24 protein-coding genes and 1 other RNA gene are annotated in these 18532 nt (G+C 68.5%); 19 read left to right on the top strand and 6 right to left on the bottom strand.

The annotated features are described in order from the left end of the window. Nucleotides 1-157 precede the first annotated feature (157 nt). The 5 genes from tmcA to NNJEOMEG_RS11550 are packed head-to-tail and all read right to left on the bottom strand — an operon-like array spanning nt 158 to nt 4366. Entirely contained in the window at nt 158-553 is a 396-nt protein-coding gene (gene tmcA, locus NNJEOMEG_RS11570; protein WP_173084580.1) for an acidic tetraheme cytochrome c3 TmcA, read from the bottom strand. Nucleotides 554-565: 12 nt separating this feature from the next. After that, nucleotides 566-1885 (bottom strand): electron transfer complex ferredoxin TmcB, encoded by a 1320-nt coding sequence (gene tmcB, locus NNJEOMEG_RS11565; RefSeq protein ID WP_173084578.1) that lies wholly within the window; start codon nt 1883-1885, stop codon nt 566-568. 25 nt (nt 1886-1910) lie between these two features. After that, on the bottom strand, nt 1911-2570 hold the full coding sequence (tmcC, locus tag NNJEOMEG_RS11560; RefSeq protein WP_173084576.1) for a TmcC family electron transfer complex membrane anchor subunit: 660 nt from the start codon (nt 2568-2570) through the stop codon (nt 1911-1913). A 10-nt stretch (nt 2571-2580) separates the two neighbouring features. Further along, the gene (tmcD, locus tag NNJEOMEG_RS11555) at nt 2581-3849 is read right to left on the bottom strand and encodes an electron transfer complex subunit TmcD (RefSeq protein ID WP_173084574.1); all 1269 of its coding nucleotides are present in this window, start codon (nt 3847-3849) and stop codon (nt 2581-2583) included. Nucleotides 3850-3877: 28 nt separating this feature from the next. Further along, complete coding sequence (locus NNJEOMEG_RS11550) at nt 3878-4366, bottom strand: fused DSP-PTPase phosphatase/NAD kinase-like protein (RefSeq protein ID WP_173084572.1); 489 nt, start codon at nt 4364-4366, stop codon at nt 3878-3880. Nucleotides 4367-4874: 508 nt separating this feature from the next. Between NNJEOMEG_RS11550 and NNJEOMEG_RS11545 the strand changes: the two genes are divergently transcribed. From NNJEOMEG_RS11545 to NNJEOMEG_RS11500, 10 genes are all read left to right on the top strand, one after another. Then, nucleotides 4875-6194, top strand: a complete 1320-nt coding sequence (locus tag NNJEOMEG_RS11545; protein ID WP_173084570.1) for a sigma-54 interaction domain-containing protein — start codon at nt 4875-4877, stop codon at nt 6192-6194. Between the two features lie 108 nt (nt 6195-6302). Then, nucleotides 6303-6674 carry a DUF134 domain-containing protein gene (locus tag NNJEOMEG_RS11540; protein ID WP_173084568.1) on the top strand — a complete coding sequence of 124 codons (372 nt, stop codon included), beginning with the start codon at nt 6303-6305 and terminating at the stop codon, nt 6672-6674. After that, nucleotides 6671-7036 (top strand): hypothetical protein, encoded by a 366-nt coding sequence (locus NNJEOMEG_RS11535; RefSeq protein ID WP_173084566.1) that lies wholly within the window; start codon nt 6671-6673, stop codon nt 7034-7036. Before NNJEOMEG_RS11540 ends, NNJEOMEG_RS11535 begins: the two co-directional genes overlap by 4 nt. Nucleotides 7037-7278: 242 nt before the next feature. After that, nucleotides 7279-7968, top strand: a complete 690-nt coding sequence (locus NNJEOMEG_RS11530; protein WP_173084565.1) for a DUF134 domain-containing protein — start codon at nt 7279-7281, stop codon at nt 7966-7968. A gap of 7 nt (nt 7969-7975) precedes the next feature. Continuing rightward, entirely contained in the window at nt 7976-8842 is an 867-nt protein-coding gene (locus tag NNJEOMEG_RS11525) for a nucleotide-binding protein (RefSeq protein WP_173084563.1), read from the top strand. Beyond that, nucleotides 8835-9731 (top strand): ATP-binding protein, encoded by an 897-nt coding sequence (locus NNJEOMEG_RS11520; RefSeq protein WP_173084561.1) that lies wholly within the window; start codon nt 8835-8837, stop codon nt 9729-9731. The genes NNJEOMEG_RS11525 and NNJEOMEG_RS11520 overlap by 8 nt, the downstream gene beginning before the upstream one ends. Nucleotides 9732-9748: 17 nt before the next feature. Then, nucleotides 9749-10126, top strand: coding sequence for a NifB/NifX family molybdenum-iron cluster-binding protein (locus NNJEOMEG_RS11515; RefSeq protein ID WP_173084559.1), 378 nt, complete (start codon nt 9749-9751; stop codon nt 10124-10126). Nucleotides 10127-10234: 108 nt separating this feature from the next. Then, nucleotides 10235-10486 (top strand): FmdB family zinc ribbon protein, encoded by a 252-nt coding sequence (locus NNJEOMEG_RS11510; protein WP_173084557.1) that lies wholly within the window; start codon nt 10235-10237, stop codon nt 10484-10486. 2 nt (nt 10487-10488) lie between these two features. Continuing rightward, nucleotides 10489-10890 carry a response regulator transcription factor gene (locus NNJEOMEG_RS11505; protein WP_173084555.1) on the top strand — a complete coding sequence of 134 codons (402 nt, stop codon included), beginning with the start codon at nt 10489-10491 and terminating at the stop codon, nt 10888-10890. An 89-nt stretch (nt 10891-10979) separates the two neighbouring features. Next, the gene (locus tag NNJEOMEG_RS11500; protein ID WP_173084553.1) at nt 10980-11831 is read left to right on the top strand and encodes an Mrp/NBP35 family ATP-binding protein; all 852 of its coding nucleotides are present in this window, start codon (nt 10980-10982) and stop codon (nt 11829-11831) included. Between the two features lie 369 nt (nt 11832-12200). On the opposite strand, the gene NNJEOMEG_RS11495 is transcribed toward NNJEOMEG_RS11500, so the two are convergent. Next, nucleotides 12201-12956, bottom strand: coding sequence for an XRE family transcriptional regulator (locus tag NNJEOMEG_RS11495; protein WP_173084551.1), 756 nt, complete (start codon nt 12954-12956; stop codon nt 12201-12203). 428 nt (nt 12957-13384) lie between these two features. Between NNJEOMEG_RS11495 and NNJEOMEG_RS11490 the strand changes: the two genes are divergently transcribed. The 9 genes from NNJEOMEG_RS11490 to NNJEOMEG_RS11450 all read left to right on the top strand — a co-directional run bounded on the left by NNJEOMEG_RS11490 (nt 13385) and on the right by NNJEOMEG_RS11450 (nt 18495). Next, nucleotides 13385-13699 (top strand): hypothetical protein, encoded by a 315-nt coding sequence (locus NNJEOMEG_RS11490; protein WP_235956937.1) that lies wholly within the window; start codon nt 13385-13387, stop codon nt 13697-13699. A 65-nt stretch (nt 13700-13764) separates the two neighbouring features. Continuing rightward, a complete protein-coding gene (locus NNJEOMEG_RS11485) occupies nt 13765-13935 on the top strand; it encodes an XRE family transcriptional regulator (protein WP_173084547.1) in 171 nt (56 codons plus the stop codon). Beyond that, nucleotides 13935-16022, top strand: a complete 2088-nt coding sequence (locus tag NNJEOMEG_RS11480; RefSeq protein ID WP_173084545.1) for a Mu transposase C-terminal domain-containing protein — start codon at nt 13935-13937, stop codon at nt 16020-16022. Before NNJEOMEG_RS11485 ends, NNJEOMEG_RS11480 begins: the two co-directional genes overlap by 1 nt. A gap of 18 nt (nt 16023-16040) precedes the next feature. Continuing rightward, on the top strand, nt 16041-16784 hold the full coding sequence (locus tag NNJEOMEG_RS11475; RefSeq protein WP_173084542.1) for an AAA family ATPase: 744 nt from the start codon (nt 16041-16043) through the stop codon (nt 16782-16784). Continuing rightward, nucleotides 16784-17353 carry a winged helix-turn-helix domain-containing protein gene (locus NNJEOMEG_RS11470; protein ID WP_173084814.1) on the top strand — a complete coding sequence of 190 codons (570 nt, stop codon included), beginning with the start codon at nt 16784-16786 and terminating at the stop codon, nt 17351-17353. Before NNJEOMEG_RS11475 ends, NNJEOMEG_RS11470 begins: the two co-directional genes overlap by 1 nt. After that, nucleotides 17343-17666 (top strand): LacI family transcriptional regulator, encoded by a 324-nt coding sequence (locus NNJEOMEG_RS11465; RefSeq protein ID WP_173084540.1) that lies wholly within the window; start codon nt 17343-17345, stop codon nt 17664-17666. Before NNJEOMEG_RS11470 ends, NNJEOMEG_RS11465 begins: the two co-directional genes overlap by 11 nt. After that, complete coding sequence (locus NNJEOMEG_RS11460; protein WP_173084538.1) at nt 17663-17824, top strand: hypothetical protein; 162 nt, start codon at nt 17663-17665, stop codon at nt 17822-17824. Before NNJEOMEG_RS11465 ends, NNJEOMEG_RS11460 begins: the two co-directional genes overlap by 4 nt. Further along, a complete protein-coding gene (locus NNJEOMEG_RS11455) occupies nt 17821-18429 on the top strand; it encodes a DUF3164 family protein (protein ID WP_173084536.1) in 609 nt (202 codons plus the stop codon). Before NNJEOMEG_RS11460 ends, NNJEOMEG_RS11455 begins: the two co-directional genes overlap by 4 nt. Further along, nucleotides 18430-18495: hammerhead ribozyme type II (locus NNJEOMEG_RS11450), an RNA gene on the top strand. The last annotated feature ends 37 nt before the right edge of the window (nt 18496-18532 follow it).

Here is an 18532-nt window from a genome sequence, read left to right as displayed (position 1 = left end):
CCCTCGACAGGAGCCGTCCATCGCCGCGTTTCCGTGCGCGCGCCTTCGGGGCAGCTCCGGCGCGCAGGCTGGACCGCGTTCTCCGGTTTTCTTCACGCGCCGTCCGCGCGCCCGGGACCTCTTCCGGGCGCGCGGCGGCGTTTGCGGGCGCAAAGCCCTATTTTCCTGGATTCCTCGGGTGGCATTCGCCGCAGGCCACCGGACCGGCCCCCTTGGCCTCGTGGCATTCGCCGCACTGGCGGTGGAAGGCCCGCATGAGCGGCATGCCCTTCCCGCCTCCGGCCACGGTGTGGCAGTCGGAGCATTTCGTGCCCGAGGAGTCGGCCTTGGGGTCGATCCTGCCGTCTTTGCCCAAGCCGTGGTGGCAGGCCTTGCAGTCTTCAAGCTTGGCCTTGCGGTTGTGCTCGTCGTGCCTGAAGGACACGGCAGGCCTGGACGCCTTGGTGAAGGCCGGGTCGGCCAGTTGCTTCATGTCGTCCTGGGAATGGAGCGTTCCGGCCAGGAGCGACACGGCCAGAAGGGCCAGGCAGAGCGTGAGGATTTTCCTGTTCATGATGCCCTCCGGTCAGTTCCAGGGTTTTTCCATGCATTCGTAGATGAGGTCGCCCAGGAACTTGAGCTTCATGTCCAGCTTGTAGTGGTGGATGATGTCCTCAAGCCCGCCGTGGCAGTTGTGGCAGGGGGCGATCACGGTCTTCACGCCCGTGGCGGCCAGCTGCTCGGCCTTGACCTTGTTGCCGTGCACGCGGGTGTTGCGGAAGGGCGGGCCGCAGTTGATCACCCCGCCTCCGGCCGAGCAGCAGTAGTTGTGCTCGCGGTTGGGGGTCATCTCCACCACCTCTTCGCAGAGCGCGCGCGCCACCTCGCGCCCCATCTCGTGCAGGCCCATGCCGCGCGCGATGTTGCAGGGGTCGTGGAAGGTGACGGGCTCCTGGAACTTCTTGGCGATCATGATTTTACCGCTGGTGATGAGCTCGTGGTAGAACTGCACGGCGTGGATCACGGGCACGGGTTCGTCGCGCCAGCCCAGCCAGCGGTTGCCCACGTCGTGCACGGAGCGGAAGGCGTGGCCGCACTCGCCCATGACGATGCGCTTCACGCCAAGGCGCTGGGCGCACTCGAAGTGGGAGCGCTTGAGGCGGCCCATGATCTCGTAGTCGCCGGAATACATGGCCATGTCGGAGTTGTCCCAGCCCGGGGTGGCGGGCATGGTCCAGTCCACTCCGGCGGCGTGCATGATCACGGCGGCCTGGTAGATAAGCTGGGTGCGGAACTTGGGCTCCGGCCCGATGACCGAGTACATGATCTCCGCCCCGTGTTTTTCCAGGGGGATGCGCAGATCGGCCACCTCGTCGCGGGCCTCTGCCTCCTGCCACATGAGGGAATCGATCCACTCGTCGTCCTTGACCCACATCTGGTTCATGGTGGCGGAGTGGCTGTGGGCGGTGTCCTGGATGTACTGGGGCGTAACGCCCAGCTTGTGGCAGATGCGGCGCATGAGGCCCACCACGTAGGCGATGTCGATGCCGAAGGGACAGTACATGGCGCAGCGCTTGCACAGGTTGCACTCGGTATAGGCCACGCGGGAGGCCCGGGCGATGTAGTCCGGGCTTACGGCCCCGCCCTTGTCCAGGATGCCCCAGAGGGTCTGCTTCACCTTGGCCACGGGGGCGTAGCGCGGGTCGCGGTCGTGGGAATGGAAGAAGTGGCAGGCCTCGGCGCACAGGCCGCAGTGGGCGCAGGTGTCCACGTAGGCCTTGAGCCTCGCCCCGCCCTCGGACTCCAGAACCGCCCCGACCACCTTGGCGATCTTCTCCGGGGTGAGCCTGGCCACGCCCTCGTCCAGGCCTTTGTCCTTCACCAGTTCGTACGGCTGGGAACTCATTCGCTTCTCCTTATGACGCTTGCGGTTACCAGTCGCGGGCGTGGCGCACGGCGCCGAACTCGGAACCGATGTAGGCCCTGGTCAACGGGGCGTAGAGCATGTGGCTCAGACGCGAGAAGGGGATGGCCACGAGCATGGCCTCGCCCGAGAGCATGTGCAGGATGGTCATGAACTGCGCCCCGCCGATCTGGTGGTAGGCCAGGATGCCCGTAACGAAGGGCGCGGCGGCCAGGGCCAGGATCACGAAGTCCGAGGCCGAAGTGACGAACTTCACCTCGGGCACGGTGAGGCGACGCGCCAGGAAGTAGACGCACGCGCCCACCACCACGAAGCTCATGGCGTCGGCCAGCCCCTCGGGCAGGGTGGGCCAGGAGAGGCCCAGGGCCTTGTCCAGCATGGCCACGTGGCCGATCACGAAGAGCGGCAGCGCCAGCAGGAACAGGTGGAACACGAAGGCCACCACGGTCAGGGCGGGGTTCTTGCGGGTGCTCTCGTTGGCGAAGGGCACGATCCAGTGCAGGATGGAGCGCAGGGCGTGGGGCCAGCTGAAATACTCGTGGACGTAGATATCCTTTTTCTTCGAGAGCTGCACCAGCGACCAAAGCCTCCAGGCGGAACCTCCGGCGAATAACGCCAGGGCGATCCAGACCAAGGGGCCGCTGACGAAGTTGTAGAGCGCGTTCACGAAATCCTCCTCAGGCCGGTTTCACGGCGTCCAGGTTGAGGACGTGGCGGATCACCTTGCGTCCGTCGAGGCACTTCACCAGCAGCCTGGAACCGTCGGGCGAGAACACCGGGTCCAGGCTGTCCGCCGCGCCCATGTCCAGGGCCGCGCCGCCCAGAACGATCACACGCCTGCCGTCCGTTTCGGCCATGGCGGCCACGCGCCGTCCGTCCGGGCTGAACACCGGGGCCCAGAGGCGCTCGAAGGAGGCGTTCCAGGGCTGGCCGTCCACGAGCATGGTCCACGCGCCGGGGCTTCCGGCCACGGCGGCGAAGCGCTTGCCGTCGGGGCTCACGGTGAGGTCTCGCACCACGGCGTGCGCGATCTCCCAGGGTTTGTCGTCCACGGCCACGGTCCACTTGCCGAACGAGGGGCTGACGATGGCGGCGATGCGCTTGCCGTCGGGCGTGAAGACCTGATGCCAGAGCTGGTAGTAGTCGGTGTTCCAGGCGCGCTCGCCGTCCACGGCCAGCGTCCACTTGCCGGCCAGACGCACGGGCGCGGCCACGCGCCTGCCGTCGGGGCTGAAGACGGGTTCCCAGACGCCGCCGAAGCTCTTGCGCCAGGGCTTGCCGTCCACGGCCACGGAGTATTCGTAGAGGTTCAGGCGCACTTCGGCCGCGGTGCGCGCGCCGTCGGGGCTGAAGGCCAGGCCCCAGACGTTCATGAAGGTGGCGTCCCAGGTTTCGCCGTCCACCGAGGCCGAGAAGATGCCGGACTGGAACTTGTCGATCTCGGCCTGGCCCAGGGGAACGGTCTGCACGGCGGCGGCGGTGCGCCCGCCCGTGGGGCTCATGACGGGGTTGTTGGCGTTGGGGTAGAGAGTTTCCCAGGGCGTGCCGTCCACGGCCAGGCCGTATTCGCCCTCCACCTGCACGCACAGGCCGATCTGCCCGCCGTCCTGCCCGAAGAGCGGATTCCAGGCGAAGTCGAAGCTCTCCTCCCAGGGCTCCCCGTCCACGGCCAGGGTCCACAGGCCGTCCACCTGAACCAGGGCCGTGAGGCGGCCGTCCGGGGCGTGCCGCAGGTTCCAGATCTTCTCGAAGGGCGTGGGCCAGTCGCCGTCCGTGGTGGCCACGGTGAAGGAGTCCTCGCCCTCGACCTTGCACACGGCGGCAGCCTGCGCTCCGTCCGCGCCGATGCAGGGCTCCTCCACCCACTCGTGGCGTTCGCGCCATTGGTCGAGATCGGCCACGACGCGCGTGCCGGTCTCCCAGTCGTAGTCCATGGATTTGAGCATCGCTTCTCCGGATTGATGTCGTGCCGCTTCACGCGGGATGATGTTGGAAATGCTTTTGGAAATGATTGTTGAGCATGTCGCCGCGATGGCTGGAGTAGAAGTCGAGGATGAAACGCTTCAGACCCCGTTCCCGCTCCAGTTCCAGACCGTACTGCTTGGCCCTGCGGAAGACCTCGATCACCGAATCCCCCATGCGGGCGCAGGCCAGGAAGCACAGCACGCCCGCCGGCCGCTTGCCACCCTTGGAAAAGGCGTAGACCGGCGCATTGGCCGGGTTCTGCACGCAGTCGCGGAAGCGCTCGATCTGCGCCACGTCCACGCGCCGCCTGGAGATCGGCATGCGCAGGCAGGTCATTCCCAGTCCGGCGGCCAGGGCCGCCACGTCTTCCCCGGACGCCTCGCCCTCCTCCCGGGCGTCCACCAGCGTCCTGACGCCTTGCGCGGCCAACTGTTCAAGCGCCTTGCCGTCGGGCACGCCGCCCACACGGACTCCTTCGCACGTGATGAAGCCGTCCATAGCCTTCCCTCGCTGTTGAGGTGTTGCCCATGCGCCAAGCGCGCCCGCCGGGGGGGTGGGAGTGTCCCGGCGGGCGCGGCGGACCGCGTCTCGACGACGCCCCTTGAGCAAGGGGCGTTCCCGCCGGTGAGGCTGTTCGGAAAGTCCCCGAAATACGGCATTTTAGACGTGCGGAATGGGTTGCGCGGGTTGCGCGGCGGGTGTACGGCGTTGCAGATATGAAACATCGGATGTTCCAGGCCTGGAACCTGTTGGTCCGCGTCGCGCGATGCAATGCCGCGCCTTCTGGGGCGCGCGCCTGTCCGGGGCCTAAGCGCCTGGCCTGGCGGCCCCGCGCACCGGCCGCGCTCCCCGTGCGGCGAGGGGCGTCCGACGGTCCGCATTGCCGTGCGCCGCGCGCTCTTGGCCCGATGGCTGCAGGGCCGGGGCCGTCATGGACCGGAAAACGCAGTCGATCAGCACGCCCCCCGGCGCGACCCGGGGCGCTTCAAGGCAGGGGGAGGAGGGCATGAGCCTCAAGGAATGGCTGGACAAAGGTTCGATCCTCGATTCCATGGGCCTGGGCGTTTTCGCCGTGGACAGGGAGTGGACCATCGTCTTCTTCAGCCGCGAGGCCGAGCGCATCACGGGCTTCTCCAGCCGGGAGGCCGTGGGGGCCAAATGCTGGGAGGTGTTCTGCACCGAGTGCTGCAACCACCGCTGCTACCTCCAGAAGGCCATCCGCCAGGGCCGCAGCGAGACCAAACGCCGCGTGCACTTCGTCAGCCGCGAGGGCCGCAGGATCCCTCTCGAGATCACGGCCTCGGTGCTGCGCGACGCCCAGGGCAGGGTGCTGGGCGGCGTGGAGTGCTTCTCCGACAAGCTGGTGGCCGCGCCTGTCCCGCCGCAGGCCTCGTCCGCCGAGATCATCGGGCGCTCCCGGCCCATGCAGCGACTTTACGCCACCCTGGGGGCCGTCTCTCGCACGGACGCCTCGGTGCTGCTCACGGGCGAGACCGGCACGGGCAAGGGGCTCTTCGCCCGGGCCATCCACGCCAACAGCACCCGGCGCGCGGGGCCCTTCGTGGACGTGAACTGCGCCGCCCTTCCCGAGAACCTTCTGGAATCGGAACTCTTCGGCTACCGCAAGGGCGCCTTCACCGGGGCCGACCGGGACAAGCCGGGCCTCTTCGAGGCCGCCTCGGGCGGGACCATCTTCCTCGACGAGATCGGAGACCTGCCCGCCGCGCTCCAGGCCAAGCTGCTCCAGGCCCTGGAGGACGGACGCTTCCACCCCCTGGGCTCGGTGAAGCCCGTGCAGGCCGACGTGCGCGTGATCTCGGCCACCAACCGCGACCTGCGCGCCCGGGTGGCCGCCGGAACCTTCCGCTCGGACCTCTACTACCGGCTGCGCGTGCTGGAGATCGAGCTGCCCCCCTTGCGCGAGCGCCCCGGCGACTGCGACCTGCTCACGGACCACTTCGTGCACATCTCGGCGGCGCGCTACGGCATCGGCACGCCCGCCGTCTCCAAGGCCACGCGGCGCGCCCTGGCGGCCTGCCGCCTGCCGGGCAACGTGCGCGAACTCAAGCACGCCGTGGAGCACGCGGTGATCCTCTGCCAGGGCAGGACCATCGAGCCCGCCCACCTTCCCGCCTACATCCTGGGCGCTCCCGAGGCCCCGCCGCGCCCGGCCGCCGAGCCCCAGGCAAGGACCATCCAGGAGCGCGAGCGCGCCATGCTCCAGGAGGCCCTTGCAGACCACGGCTATTCCGTGCTGGAAACCTGCCGCGCCCTGGGCGTGAGCCGCACCACGCTGTGGCGCAAAATGAAGAAGCACGGGCTCTAGCCCTCCATCCGGAGAGCCCGCCTGCGGCCGCCTGTATTCGTCCGACCTCTTGACACCCCCCTGACGTGGAACTAGTTATGAACATAGTTTCATAACAAAGGAGCGTACGTGCCCCGTCCGAGAAAACGACGCCGCATCGGCCAGGCCCCGCCTGCCGTGTTCTTCAAGCCCCAGGGCGTGCCCCTGGAGCAGTTGCGCGGCGTGGTGCTCAGCCTGGAGGGCTTCGAGGCCCTGCGCCTCGTGGACGCCCTGGGCCTGAGCCAGGAGGAGGCCGCCGCACGCATGGAGGTCTCGCGCCCCACGCTTTGCCGCATCCTGGGCGAGGCCCGGTCCGTGGTGGCCCGGGCCATCACGGCCGGGTGGGCCATCCGCGTGGAGCAGGAGGCCCCGGACGAAGCCGGGAGACCCGCCCCGCCGTGCCGTGGGCGCGGGTGCGGCCGGAGGCGCGGCGCTCCGCAACCAGAGGAGGAACCCTCATGAACGGACAAGGATCGGGACAGGGCGGCATGGGCCGCGGACAGGGCGGCATGGGCCGGAAGGGACAGTGCGGCGGGCAAGGCATGGGCCAGGGAAGGGGCGCGGGATGCGGCCAGGCCGGATCAGGCACGGGCGGGATGGGCCCGGGCGCAATGGGCGCGGGGCGGGGCCAGGGCCGTGCCGCTCGCTTCCAGGCAGAGCCGGGAGCGGCCGCCCCCGCGCGCGAGGCGTTTCCCGACGAAGGCATGGCGCAGGACGCCGACACCGCGCCGGAATACATCGCTCCGGAAGGCCAGGAGCCCCTGGCCCGGCCCGGCCGCTGCAGGCGCGGGATGCGCGCGGGCCTCTGCCGGAACCAGGGCTAGCCGCGAGGCGGCGGCACGGCGCGCCGGGGCCACGGCAGGGCGCCCGGCCGCCCGTGTGTCGGCGCAATCCGGCGCATGGCGCCCGCATGGCGCGCACACGCCGCGCAAGTCCGTGAAGGGGGCGCGCCGGAAAACGTCGGGGTCAGGGGAGGTCGCAAGGCCTCCCTTCTTTTGTCCGGCTCGCGGTTGACAGCGCCCCGAAGCAGTCTTAATGCTCACTTGAGCAAAACAAAGGAGTCTCGATGCCAAGGCCGCGCCTCTGCCGCAAAGTGACCGCAACGCCCAAGGCCAGCTACTTCAAGCCCCGGGGCGTCCCCCTGAGCGAGCTGGGCGAGGCCTACCTCGCCGTGGAGGGGCTGGAAGCCCTCCGGCTGGCCGACCTGGAGAGCCTGACCACCGCCGAGGCCGCCCGGCGCATGGGCGTCTCGCGCCACACCTTCGGGCGCATCCTGGGCCAGGCCCGGCGCGCCGTGGCCGACGCCCTGGTGAACGCCCTGGCCCTGCGCATCGAAGGCGGAGACTACGCCGTGGACGGCCCCGGGCACGAGACCCCGCCGGCCGCAAGGAGAACACCCGACATGAACATCGTCGCCGTAAGCGCCGAAGGACCTTCCCTGAACGACGCCGTGGACGCCCGCTTCGGACGCGCCGCCGGCTTCGTGGTGGTGAACCTGGACACCATGGCCACCAGTTGGCTGGACAACGGGGCCTCCCAGGCCATGGCCCACGGCGCGGGCATTCAGACCGCCGAGCGCATCGCGGACGCGGGCGCGGGCGTGCTGCTCACGGGCATCGTTGGCCCCAAGGCCTTCCAGGCCCTGGAGGCCGCCGGGGTCAAGGTGGGCCAGAACCTGGAGGGGCTCACCGTGGGCCAGGCCGTCAACCGCTACAAGGCCGGCGAGGTCCCCTTCGCCGACGGCCCCAACAAGTAGGCCCGCCGTGATCGTGGCGGTGGCCAGCGGCAAGGGGGGCACGGGCAAGACCACCGTGTGCGCCTCCCTGGCCTCGGTGTGGGAGCGCCCCGCCGTGGCCGTGGACCTGGACGTGGAGGAGCCCAACCTCCACCTCTTCCTGCGCCCCGTGGTGCGCTGGCGTGAGGCGGCCACCCTGGAGACGCCCGTGGCGGACCCCGCGCGCTGCACCCTGTGCCGCAAGTGCACGGACCTCTGCCAGTTCAAGGCCGTGGCCGTCCTGGGCAAGCGTCTGGCGGTCTTCCCCGAGATGTGCCACGGCTGCGGCGGCTGCCTGGCCGTTTGCCCAGAGGGGGCGCTCGGCGTCGGGAGCCGGGAGTTGGGCTCTGTGGAGGGCGGGGAGACCCGCAACGGCCACTACCTTGCGGGAAGGCTGCGCGTGGGCGAGGCCATGAGCCCGCCGTTGCAGCGCGCGGTCAAGGCGCGCCTCGCAAGCATCCTCTCGCGCACGGGCGGCGACGCCCTCCTGGACTGCCCCCCGGGCGTGAGCTGCCCGGCCGTGAACGCCGTGCGCGACGCCCACGTGATCCTGCTGGTGGCGGAGCCCACGCCCTTCGGCATCCACGACTTCACCCTGGCCCTGGAGGCCTTCGCGCCCCTGGGAAAACCCATGGGCGTGGTGATCAACCGCGCGGGGCACGCCGACTCCACCCTGACCCGTCTCTGCGCCGAGAAGGGCGTGCCCGTGCTCCTGGAGATCCCCTATGACCGCGAAATCGCGCGCGAATACGCCTCGGGCGGAGTGCTCGCGGCCATGAACCCGCGCATGGCCGCGCGCTTCGCCGACCTGCGCGACGCCCTGCCGCGCCTGATCAAGGAGGCCGCCCATGCGTGAGATCGTCGTGGTGAGCGGCAAGGGCGGCACGGGCAAGACCTCGCTCACCGCCGCCTTCGCGGACCTGGCCGGACGCGCCGTGGTCTGCGACCTGGACGTGGACGCGGCCGACCTTCATCTTGTGCTCACCCCCGCCCTGGAGCGCCGCGAGGACTTCTTTTCCGGCCACGAGGCCGTCATCGACCCGGCTCGCTGCACGGGTTGCGGAATCTGCGCGACCCTGTGCCGCTTCGGGGCCGTGCTCCCGGAGGGCGGAGGCTACCGCATCGACCCCACGCGCTGCGAGGGGTGCAAAGTCTGCGTGTCCCTGTGCCCCGAAGCAGCCGTGAACTTCCCCGAGCGCCGTTGCGGCGAGTGGTTCACCGGCCAGACACGCTTCGGCACGCTGGTGCACGCCAGGCTCACGCCCGGGGCGGAGAACTCCGGGCGGCTCGTCACGCTGCTCAAGAAGGAGGCCCGGGCCATCGCCCTGGCCGACGGGCTGGAACTGGTGCTCTGCGACGGCTCGCCCGGCATCGGCTGCCCGGTGATCAGCTCCCTGGCCGGGGCCAACCTGGCGGTGGCCGTCACCGAGCCAACGCCCTCGGGCCGCCACGACCTGGAGCGCCTCCTGGAGCTGTGCGCCAGGCTGCGCACGCGGGCCTGCTGCGTGCTCAACAAGTGCGACCTCAACGCCGCCGAGGCCCGGGCCATCGAGGAACTGTGCGCCGCGCGCGATGTGGAAGTGGTGGCCCGCCTGCCCCACGACGACATCGTGTTCGAGGCCATGCTCAGGGGCCGGGCCGTCACGGAGTTGCCCGGCGCCCCCATGGCCACGCTGTTGAAACAGGCATGGAATCGACTGGCCGCCCTCTCGGAGCTGGGCAGACCCGCTCCCTGGCGGCCCTGAACCCTAAGGAGACTCACATGGAATCGCTGATCGTCGCCATCCCCTCGGAGAATCCCGGAGGCCTGGAGGCCCGCGTGGGCGAGCACTTCGGCCACTGCGAACTCTACACCCTGGTGGAAATCAAGGGCGAGCAAGTCCTCTCGGTGGGCACGCTGCCCAACGTCCCCCACCAGCACGGCGGCTGCATGGCCCCCGTGGAACACCTGGCCGGCAACGGCGTGCGCGCCCTCATCGCCGGGGGCATGGGCATGCGCCCGCTCATGGGCTTCCAGCAGAAGGGCATCGCCGTCTACCACGGCGGCAAGGCCCCCAGCGTGGGCCACGCCGTGCAGGAACTGCTCGAAGGCAAGCTGGCGCGCTTCTCCACCGACTTCACCTGCGGCGGCTGCTCCTGACGCGGGCCTGGCCCTGTCCCGCGCCAGGCTCCTCGGCCGGCGCGCAGTCCGCGCCGCGCGCGGGCCGGGCGGTTCCGGCCCGCGCGCGCCAGCGAAAGGAATCACGACATGCCCATCCATGACATCCGCTGCGCCTGCGGCTTCGAAGGCGAAGTGATCACCCTGGCGGCCCAGGAGCTCCCGGCCTGCCCGGCCTGCGGCCGCCCCGACCCCGACCGGCTCCCCAGCGCCGTGAGCAGCCTGACCGGCAGGGCCGTCCAGGGGCTCCCCGGCCCCAAGGACACCGCCTGCTGCGGCTCGCGCCCCGGCGAGGCCGCCTGCGCGGGACCGGGCTCCTGCTGTTCCGGCAGGGGGGCCTAGCCGTGTCCGGCCCGCTGCCCGTGCTCCTGGCCGCGCCCACCCTGGCGGGCTGGGAGGGCTTCGTCCAGGGCCTCGTGGATTGCGGCGCTCGGGTCGGCCACGCGCGAACCGGTCTGGCCGCCCTGGAGAGCGTCACACAGGCGCGACCCGTCCTGGTGGTGGCCGACGAGGGACTCCCGGACCTGACGCCCCTGCAACTGGTGCTCAGGATCCTTGGCATCGACGCGGCGGTGAACGCCGCCGTGGTCAGCTCCCTCTCAGAGGAGGATTTCCACGAAAAGGCCGAAGGCCTGGGCGTGCTGGCCCAACTGCCGCCGCAACCCGGGGAGCGCCACGCCCGGGAACTCCTGGCGCGGTTGGAAGCCGTGTTAGCGCCGACCACCGGCCAAGCACGGCGAACGTAAGGGACGGCCCCCGCGTTCCGGCAATCATCTTCAAGCGTCCGCCACCCACCGAACTCCTACCCGCGCCCGGCGCGGCACAAGACAGGACCATGAACCAGCCATCTCAGACCAAAGGCTCCCCGGAGCCGCTTAAGCCTCTCGAAATCCCCGGCCCCCTGGAACGCATCAAGTCGAAGATCGTGGTGCTCTCGGGCAAGGGCGGCGTGGGCAAGTCCACCGTGGCCGCCAATCTGGCCGCGGGCCTGGCCCTGGAGGGCCTCAAGACCGGCCTTTTGGACATCGACGTGCACGGCCCCAGCATCCCCCGGATCATGGGCCTTGCGGGGGCCAACACCACCACGGCCGGGGACGTCATCGTGCCCGTGGAATGGAACTGGAACCTCAAGGTGGTCTCCATGGGCTTCTTCCTGCCCGATCCCGGCACGCCGGTGATCTGGCGGGGGGCCATGAAGGGCGGCGTGATCCAGCAGTTTCTCACCCAGGTGGCCTGGGGCGACCTGGACTGCCTGGTGGTGGACTGCCCCCCGGGCACGGGCGACGAGCCCCTCTCGGTGATGCAGCTGCTGGGGCGCGAGGCCGCCGGGCTCATCGTCACCTCGCCCCAGGACGTGGCCATCGACGACGTGCGCCGCTCCGTGGGCTTCTGCCGGGAGCTGGGCAACCCCGTGCTGGGCATCGTGGAAAACCTCTCGGGCTTCTCCTGCCCGGACTGCGGGGCCGTGCACCAGATCTTCAGCAGCGGCGGCGGCGAGCGCCTCGCCCAGGAGTGCGGCGTTCCGTTTTTGGGACGCATCCCCATCGAACCCGCCGTGGGCCGCGCCGCCGACCAGGGCGAGACCTTCCTGGCCGTGAAGGGCCAGACCCCGGCGGCCATGGCCTTCCGGGAGGTGGTGCGGGCCGGTGCGGCCTTCGCGGCCGCGCAACTGGCGGCGCGCGCCTGAACGGTTCGTCGCGGTAGACTTGCGGCACGAGCGGCAGGGGCTGGCCGGGGCTTCGGATGTGCGGCGAGCGCCATCCCGAGGCCCCGCCGCCCGGGCCGTCGACTAGGCGTACAACATACGGCTTCGATTCCTCGCTTTGCCGAGACGCCGCCACGCTGGCGTCGATCATTGACCGGGGAGGCGGCCAGATTGGCACTGGACGGAAAGCCTGTGAAAGGTCCGCGAAGCAGCGCCAGTTAACGAACGACGGGCACTGCCAAACGCTCTAACGATTTGGCACCGACTGGAAGGAAATGGCTTCAGAATGCGCGGAAGTTGCGCTTGAAATGGCACGGCATGTCCGGCTCGTGCCTCGGAATGATCGCGGGGCTACTTCAGTTCCCGCCCCACCCAGACGGCACGTCCGATGATGCGGATTCCATCCTTGAGATCACCCCGGGCGTCCACCTCTAACGCGGGGTAAGCCTTGTTGTAGCTGCTGAGAACCAGCTTGCCGGGCTCCGCGTTGACCTCTTTGATGTACACCATGTCTTCGACGCCGACGGCGTAGAGCTTGCCGGGAATCGGCGTTGCCTGGTTCTGGTCGATGAGAACCACGTCGCCGTCTTTGATTTCAGGGTCCATGCTGTCGCCTGCAACGCGCATCAGCACCATCTTTGACGGAATTCCCTTGCGGCGCAGGAAATCCAGGCGGAACGCATAGTGGCGGCCAAGGTCGCCGCCTGTTTCAAATGAGCCAGACCCCGCAGAGAGACGCGCCTCCACCATCGGGACCATGACGATTTCACTCGTGTCGCACTCGATGATGACCGGATTGTCCTCTTGCTGATCCGAAGCCACGACAACCTTAGCTAGCGGATCGCCCGCGCGAAGAGTGCCCGCACGGGCCAAATCCAAAGAAATCTTGCTTGGGTCAAAGGCCTCTCCCGCTCCAGTCAGCAGCCAGTCAATAGAGCAGCCAAGACATTTGGCAAGACTAATAGCGTGCTCTCCCTTCGGCAGCTTCCCGCCCTCATAGTTCTGAATCGTTGTAACACTGACACCAACTTTACTTGCAAACTCCTGCTGGCTAAGCCCCAGAACCTCCCTGGCCTTGCGAACGCGCTCACCAAATAAAGTTTGCATCCAGGTTCCTCTCGCGAAGTCGGACGTTTAGCCGGATGGGCTTCGCACAACTCGCCCAAGGCAGCATGTATCTGTGATAACTAAACAAGTTTGGCTCGGGGCAAGCGCACAAAGAAAAGTCAACTCGGACGCAATTTTCTTGTTGACCACACAAAGAAAAGTGGCCAAAGAAAAGTTGTGCAAGTTATCTGGCTAACCCACCCAAGGGACTAACCGCGCAGAGGATTCCGGTCAATGGCCCCAACCCGTTTTCGTTCGGACGGTAGGGGCCAGGAGAAGCCGACAGAATGAAGGCTCAGAGGCTCTCACTTTTCGGGGAAGCGAACCCCAGCGCCATGCGGACGGGCGGTTTCATTCCGGCCATCAAATCCGCGATGGGCCAAGCTGCCAAGAAAAGTGCCTTCAGCCGCGAGCAGATTCTTGACCGGATGAACGCCCTGGCCGTGAGCGCCGGTGTGCGCATGACCAAAGGGCGCTCCAAGGTCATCAGCCTGGACACCTTGGACAAGTGGCTCTCCAGCGAGGAGCGGGAGCACGTCCCGTCGCTGCTTGCCCTGCACATCTTCTGCCTTGCCCTGGAGGACACCGCCCCCTTGCGTGCCTGGCTGGCCGCCTTCGGTTGCGACGTGATGACGGCCGAGGATCGGAAGCTTCGAGACTACGGCCGAGCCTGTATCGAGGACAAGGCGCGGGCCAAGGCCAAAAGAAAATTGGAAGATATGATCCTGGAGGAATGGCGATGAGACGCCCTGGAGTCGGGAAGGAACGCAAGCCGTGGAGGATCAAGGAGTTTTTGGACTCCAAGCGAATGCTGATGGCGGACATCGCGGAGCAACTCGGCATTTCACGAACCGCCGTCTATCTCACGGTGCAGGGCAAGAAGAACAACCGGAAAGTCTTGAAGGCCCTGGTCGATCATGGATGCCCCGTGAGCTATCTTGACCTCCCCGAGGACTTGAAAGCGCAGGACGCCGCCTGATGGCGCTTCAAGAGGCATATACGGCGTCCGAGCTGGCCCCTTTTCTGGGAATTGACGCCAGAAACGTGCGGGAGCGCGCCAAGCGCGAGTCCTGGCGCTCCCGTCCGCGCAAGGGACGCGGCGGCGGCAACGAGTGGCTTGTGACCTCCATGCCCTCCGCCACCCGCGAGGCCATCGCCTCCGCGCTCATGGCCCAGGACGCCCCGGCCGTCCCCGATCCTGCCCCGGCCCCGGCCGTCCAGGCCCCGGCCGAATCTCTCGGACGCCTCACCCAGCACCAGCGCGAGACGGCCCTGGCCCGCCTGGCCTTCGTGCGCGAGATCGAACGCGCCGCCGCCATGATCGGCAAGGAAAAGGCCATCCGCAACCTCCTCAAGGCCCTCGCGGACGGCTCCCTGGCCCCGCGCCTGTCGGAACTGGTCAGCGTCGCCAACGACCGCTTCGGCTCCGGCGAGAAGCGCGGTCTTTCGCGCCGCCGTCTCTACGAATGGTGCTCGCTTTTCGCTTCGGGAGGAGATGCGGCCCTCGCGCCCCGTCATCAGGGCAAGGACATGGCAGTCCCTGCGTGGGCTCCCGCCTTTCTGGCCATCTGGCAGCGCCCCCAAAAGCCTTCCATCGCCGACGCCTACCGCCAGTTCGCGGACGAATGCACCGGCACGTTGCCCTCCATCTTCGCGGTGCGCCGCTTCCTGGAGAAGGTGGCGGCCCCCGACCGCGAGGCCGGACGCGCAACGGGCAACGCCCTGCTCAAACTGCGTCCCTACAAGCGCCGCCGGACCGACGAGTTGTGGCCCACCGACGTGTACACGGCCGACGGCACCACATTCGACGCGGAGATTCAGCACCCCCTGCACGGAAGCCCCTGGAAGCCGGAGATCACCCTGGTCATCGACGTGGCCACGCGCCGCTGCGTAGGCCTGGCCGTGGGGGAAGCGGAGAACGCCTTCACCGTGCTGGACGCCCTGAGGGTGGCCTGTCTCTGGGGCGGCATCCCCTGCATCCTCTACACGGACAACGGCCCGGGCTACAAAAACACGCTCATGGCCAGCGAGGCCAGCGGCATGCTTGCACGGCTGGACATCGAGCTGCGCAACTCCATCCCCGGCCGCCCCCAGGGCAAGGGGCTCATGGAGCGCGCTGTGCAGACCATCTGCGTCCCGGCTGCCAAGCGCCTCGCATCCTGCTCCCACGGCGACATGGACCAGGACGCGGGAAAGAAGGTCTTCAAGATCACCCGGGCGGGTCTGAAGCAGCACGGCAAGTCGCCGCTGCTCCCCACCTTCGAGGCGTTCAAAACGGCATTGTTGGACCGCGTGGACGAATACAACGCCACGCCGCACCGTTCTTTGCCCCGTGTCGTGGACGCCTCCGGAAGGCGGCGGCATCTTACGCCGGACGAATACTGGCACAGCTTCGGCCCCCGGGGTTTCGCGGCGCTCCCCGTGCCCGAGGGTATCCGCGACGAGCTGTTCATGCCGGGCATCCCGCGAAAGGTACGCAACGGCATGGTGCAGCTCTTCAACGCCACCTACTTCTCGGAGGACCTGGCGGACTTCCACGGCGACTACGTGGAGGTGCGCTACGACATCTGGGACGCCTCGCGCGTGTACTGCTGGACCACCGAGGGCGCGAAGATTTGCGCAGCCGAGCTGGAAGGCAACGCCATGGATTACTTCCCCATGGCCCAGATCGAGGCCGCACGCGAGCGCCGCGCCACGGGACGGATCGCGCGCCTAGTTGAGAAGGTCCAGCGCGTGGCCCCCGGGGCCACGGTGCTGCTGCCGGACGCGCCGTCCACCCACACCATCATGGCCGACTCCATCGTCAAGGCGCAGCCCCTGCCCGTGAAGCCCGTGCTGGACCTTCAGGCCGAACCGACCGTGCCGGAGCTTTCGACTAGGCGGCCGGTCTTCACCAGCATGCAGGACCGTTACGCATGGCTCATGCACAACCCGGACAGCTGGACCGACGCCGACCGCAAGTGGGTCGCTGGCTACGTGACCAGCGACCAGTATGCCGACCTGCACACCTATTTCGAGGCCCGGTGCATCGCCTGGCCCGGCTTCGAGCAACAGGCCAGGAACTAGACATCCGAGGGGGATTGAATGCGCAAGCAGTTCGTGAAGACCGAGAATTACAGCCGTTTCGTGGCAGGCATCCAGGCCGTGGAGCAGCGCGGCGCGGCCGAGGCAGGCATGATGCTTGTCCACGGCGCGCCGGGCTTCGGCAAGAGCCACATCGTGGGACATTGGGCCGCAGAGGCAAGCGCCGTCTTCCTTCGGGCCAACGTGGACTGGACCCCGAAATACTTCCTCGTGGAGCTGGCCAGGGCCTTGCGGGTGGACCCCACCGGCACCGCTCAGCAGCTCTTCTCCCGCCTCCTTGAGCGCGTGGTGGAGACGCAGACCCCCATCGTGATTGATGAAGCCGAGTTCAGCCTGCATCAGAACGCCGCCGCCCTGGAAAAGGTCCGCGACCTCTCCGACCGGGCCGAGGTGACGGTGGTGCTCATCGGCATGGAGCGCATCCAGCAGTCCATTGCCCGCCACAAGCAGCTTTCGAGCCGGATCGCCCAGGTGGTGGAGTTCGTGCCCTCCACTCTTGCCGACGTGGAGCAGGCCTGCCGCCAGCTCGCCGAGGTGGGCATGACCCCGGCCCTGGTCGCCGAGGTGCACCGCATTTCCGGCGGGCGCATGCGCGAGGTGCTCAACGTGATCGCCGCCGTGGAGCGCATCGCGGCCATCAACGGCCAGAGCACCCTGGACGTGTCGGACCTGGAAGGGGCCGCCCTGTCCTATGACTGGCAGACTAGGACGGCCAAGGCCGTCAAGGCGACGCGGGGTCGGTGATGGCCTGGAACGGGCTCACCATCCTCCAGGCCCTGGCGGACGGGCCACTCCTCACGCGGCAGATCGCCGCCGTGCTGGGCAAAGCGTCCCGCGATGTGACGGGTTGCTTGGGCAGCCTCAGCAGGCGCGGCCTTATCCTCAGCGTCGAAGGCGTCCACGAGTTGACGGCTGCGGGCCGACAGGCCTTGAGCACCGGGCGTGAGATCACCTCGGGACCATGCGGCGGCAGCGCCGCCTCCCGCTCCCGGAACAACCTGCGCGCCAAGGCCTGGCGCGTCATGCAGATGCTCGAAGGGTTCGGCGTGGATGACCTCCTGACCATGCTCTGCGACGGGGAGGAGGGCGACGCGGAGCGCAACCTGACGAGCTACGTCCATGCACTGGAAGCGGCCGGATACCTCGCGTCCCTGCGGTCTGGCCGCACCGGCAAGCCACGCTGGCGCTTGAAGCGGGAGCGCGCCGGAGTCGAGCCCCCAGCCTGGAACAAAGCGACCCGAGTCTTGCGCGACCACAACACCGGCGAGGCGTTCACCATCCCCAGGAAGCGGGAGGCCCGTCATGCCGCGTGACTGGCTCGCTCTGCTCACCGAGGAGGCCGCCCGAACCTCCATCGCGGCTGCGGCCCGGCGGATCGGCTACGCCCGCCCGTCCGTCAGCCTGGCCCTGGCCGGGAAGTACCCCGGAAACACGGACAAGCTGGCCGCCCGCGTCCTGGAGGTGCTGGGCACGGTGGAGTGCCAGCACCTGGGGCTCGCCGTGACACCGGCCCGATGCGCGGACGCCTCCGGTCAGATGCCCACGTCCAGCCCGGCGGCCCTGCGCCTGTGGCGCTCCTGCCAGGGCTGCCCCCACAAACCCCGAACCGGCGAGGCGACATCATGACCACCCTGCTCAGGCTCCGTGCCATCCAACTCATGCTGGTGGCGCTCATGGCCGCGACCCCTAAACCCTACCGGCGCGAGCTGGAGGCCTGCTTCAACCGCCTGGACGACGAAGCCAAGGCCCTGGCCGCGCGCAATCCCGAGGAGGTTCTCCAATGACGTTCGATCCCGCCGCCTTCATGCAGGACTCCCAGGGCCGCTTCGTGCCCGTGGGCATGGTCAAGGACGTGGACAAGGCCCGCCACGAGCTGGTGCTGGAGATCGTGGGCAAGGCCCAGGAGCTGCGCCAGGCCATGGCCCGTTTCCGGGACGACGCCATGGGCGACGTGGCCGCCTTCGTCCAGCTCTCGGGTGAGAAGTACGGGGCCAAGCTGGGAGGCGACAAGGGCAACCTGACGCTCGTCTCCTACGACGGCCGCTACAAGGTGCAGCGCCAAGTGAGCGAGAACCTCGTCTTCGACGAACGCCTCCAGGCCGCCAAGTCCCTGATCGACGAATGCATCACGGAGTGGAGCGAGGGCAGCCGCGACGAAATCCGCGCCCTGATCGCCGACGCCTTCCAGGTGGACAAGGAGGGCCGCATCAACACCGGCCGCGTCCTGGGCCTGCGCCGCCTGAACATCGACGATCCCCGCTGGAAGGAGGCCATGCAGGCCGTCTCGGACAGCCTGCGCGTGGCCGGTTCCAAGACGTACCTGCGCGTCTACGAGCGCCGCGAGGACGGCAAATACGAAGCCATCGCCCTGGATTTGGCGGCGATGTGACTGCGAAACCGCCCCGCGCGGGCGGTCGCCGTGGCGTGGTGGCCACGGCCTGACGAGCAGCCAGGAGGAGACATCATGCCTGCCCATCTCGTGCCGAGGCCCG

Origin of the sequence: Fundidesulfovibrio magnetotacticus (assembly GCF_013019105.1) — a bacterium.
GTDB lineage: Bacteria > Desulfobacterota > Desulfovibrionia > Desulfovibrionales > Desulfovibrionaceae > Fundidesulfovibrio > Fundidesulfovibrio magnetotacticus.
The sequence above is the reverse complement of the archived record's forward strand: the minus strand, read 5'-3'. Positions and strand labels throughout refer to the sequence as shown.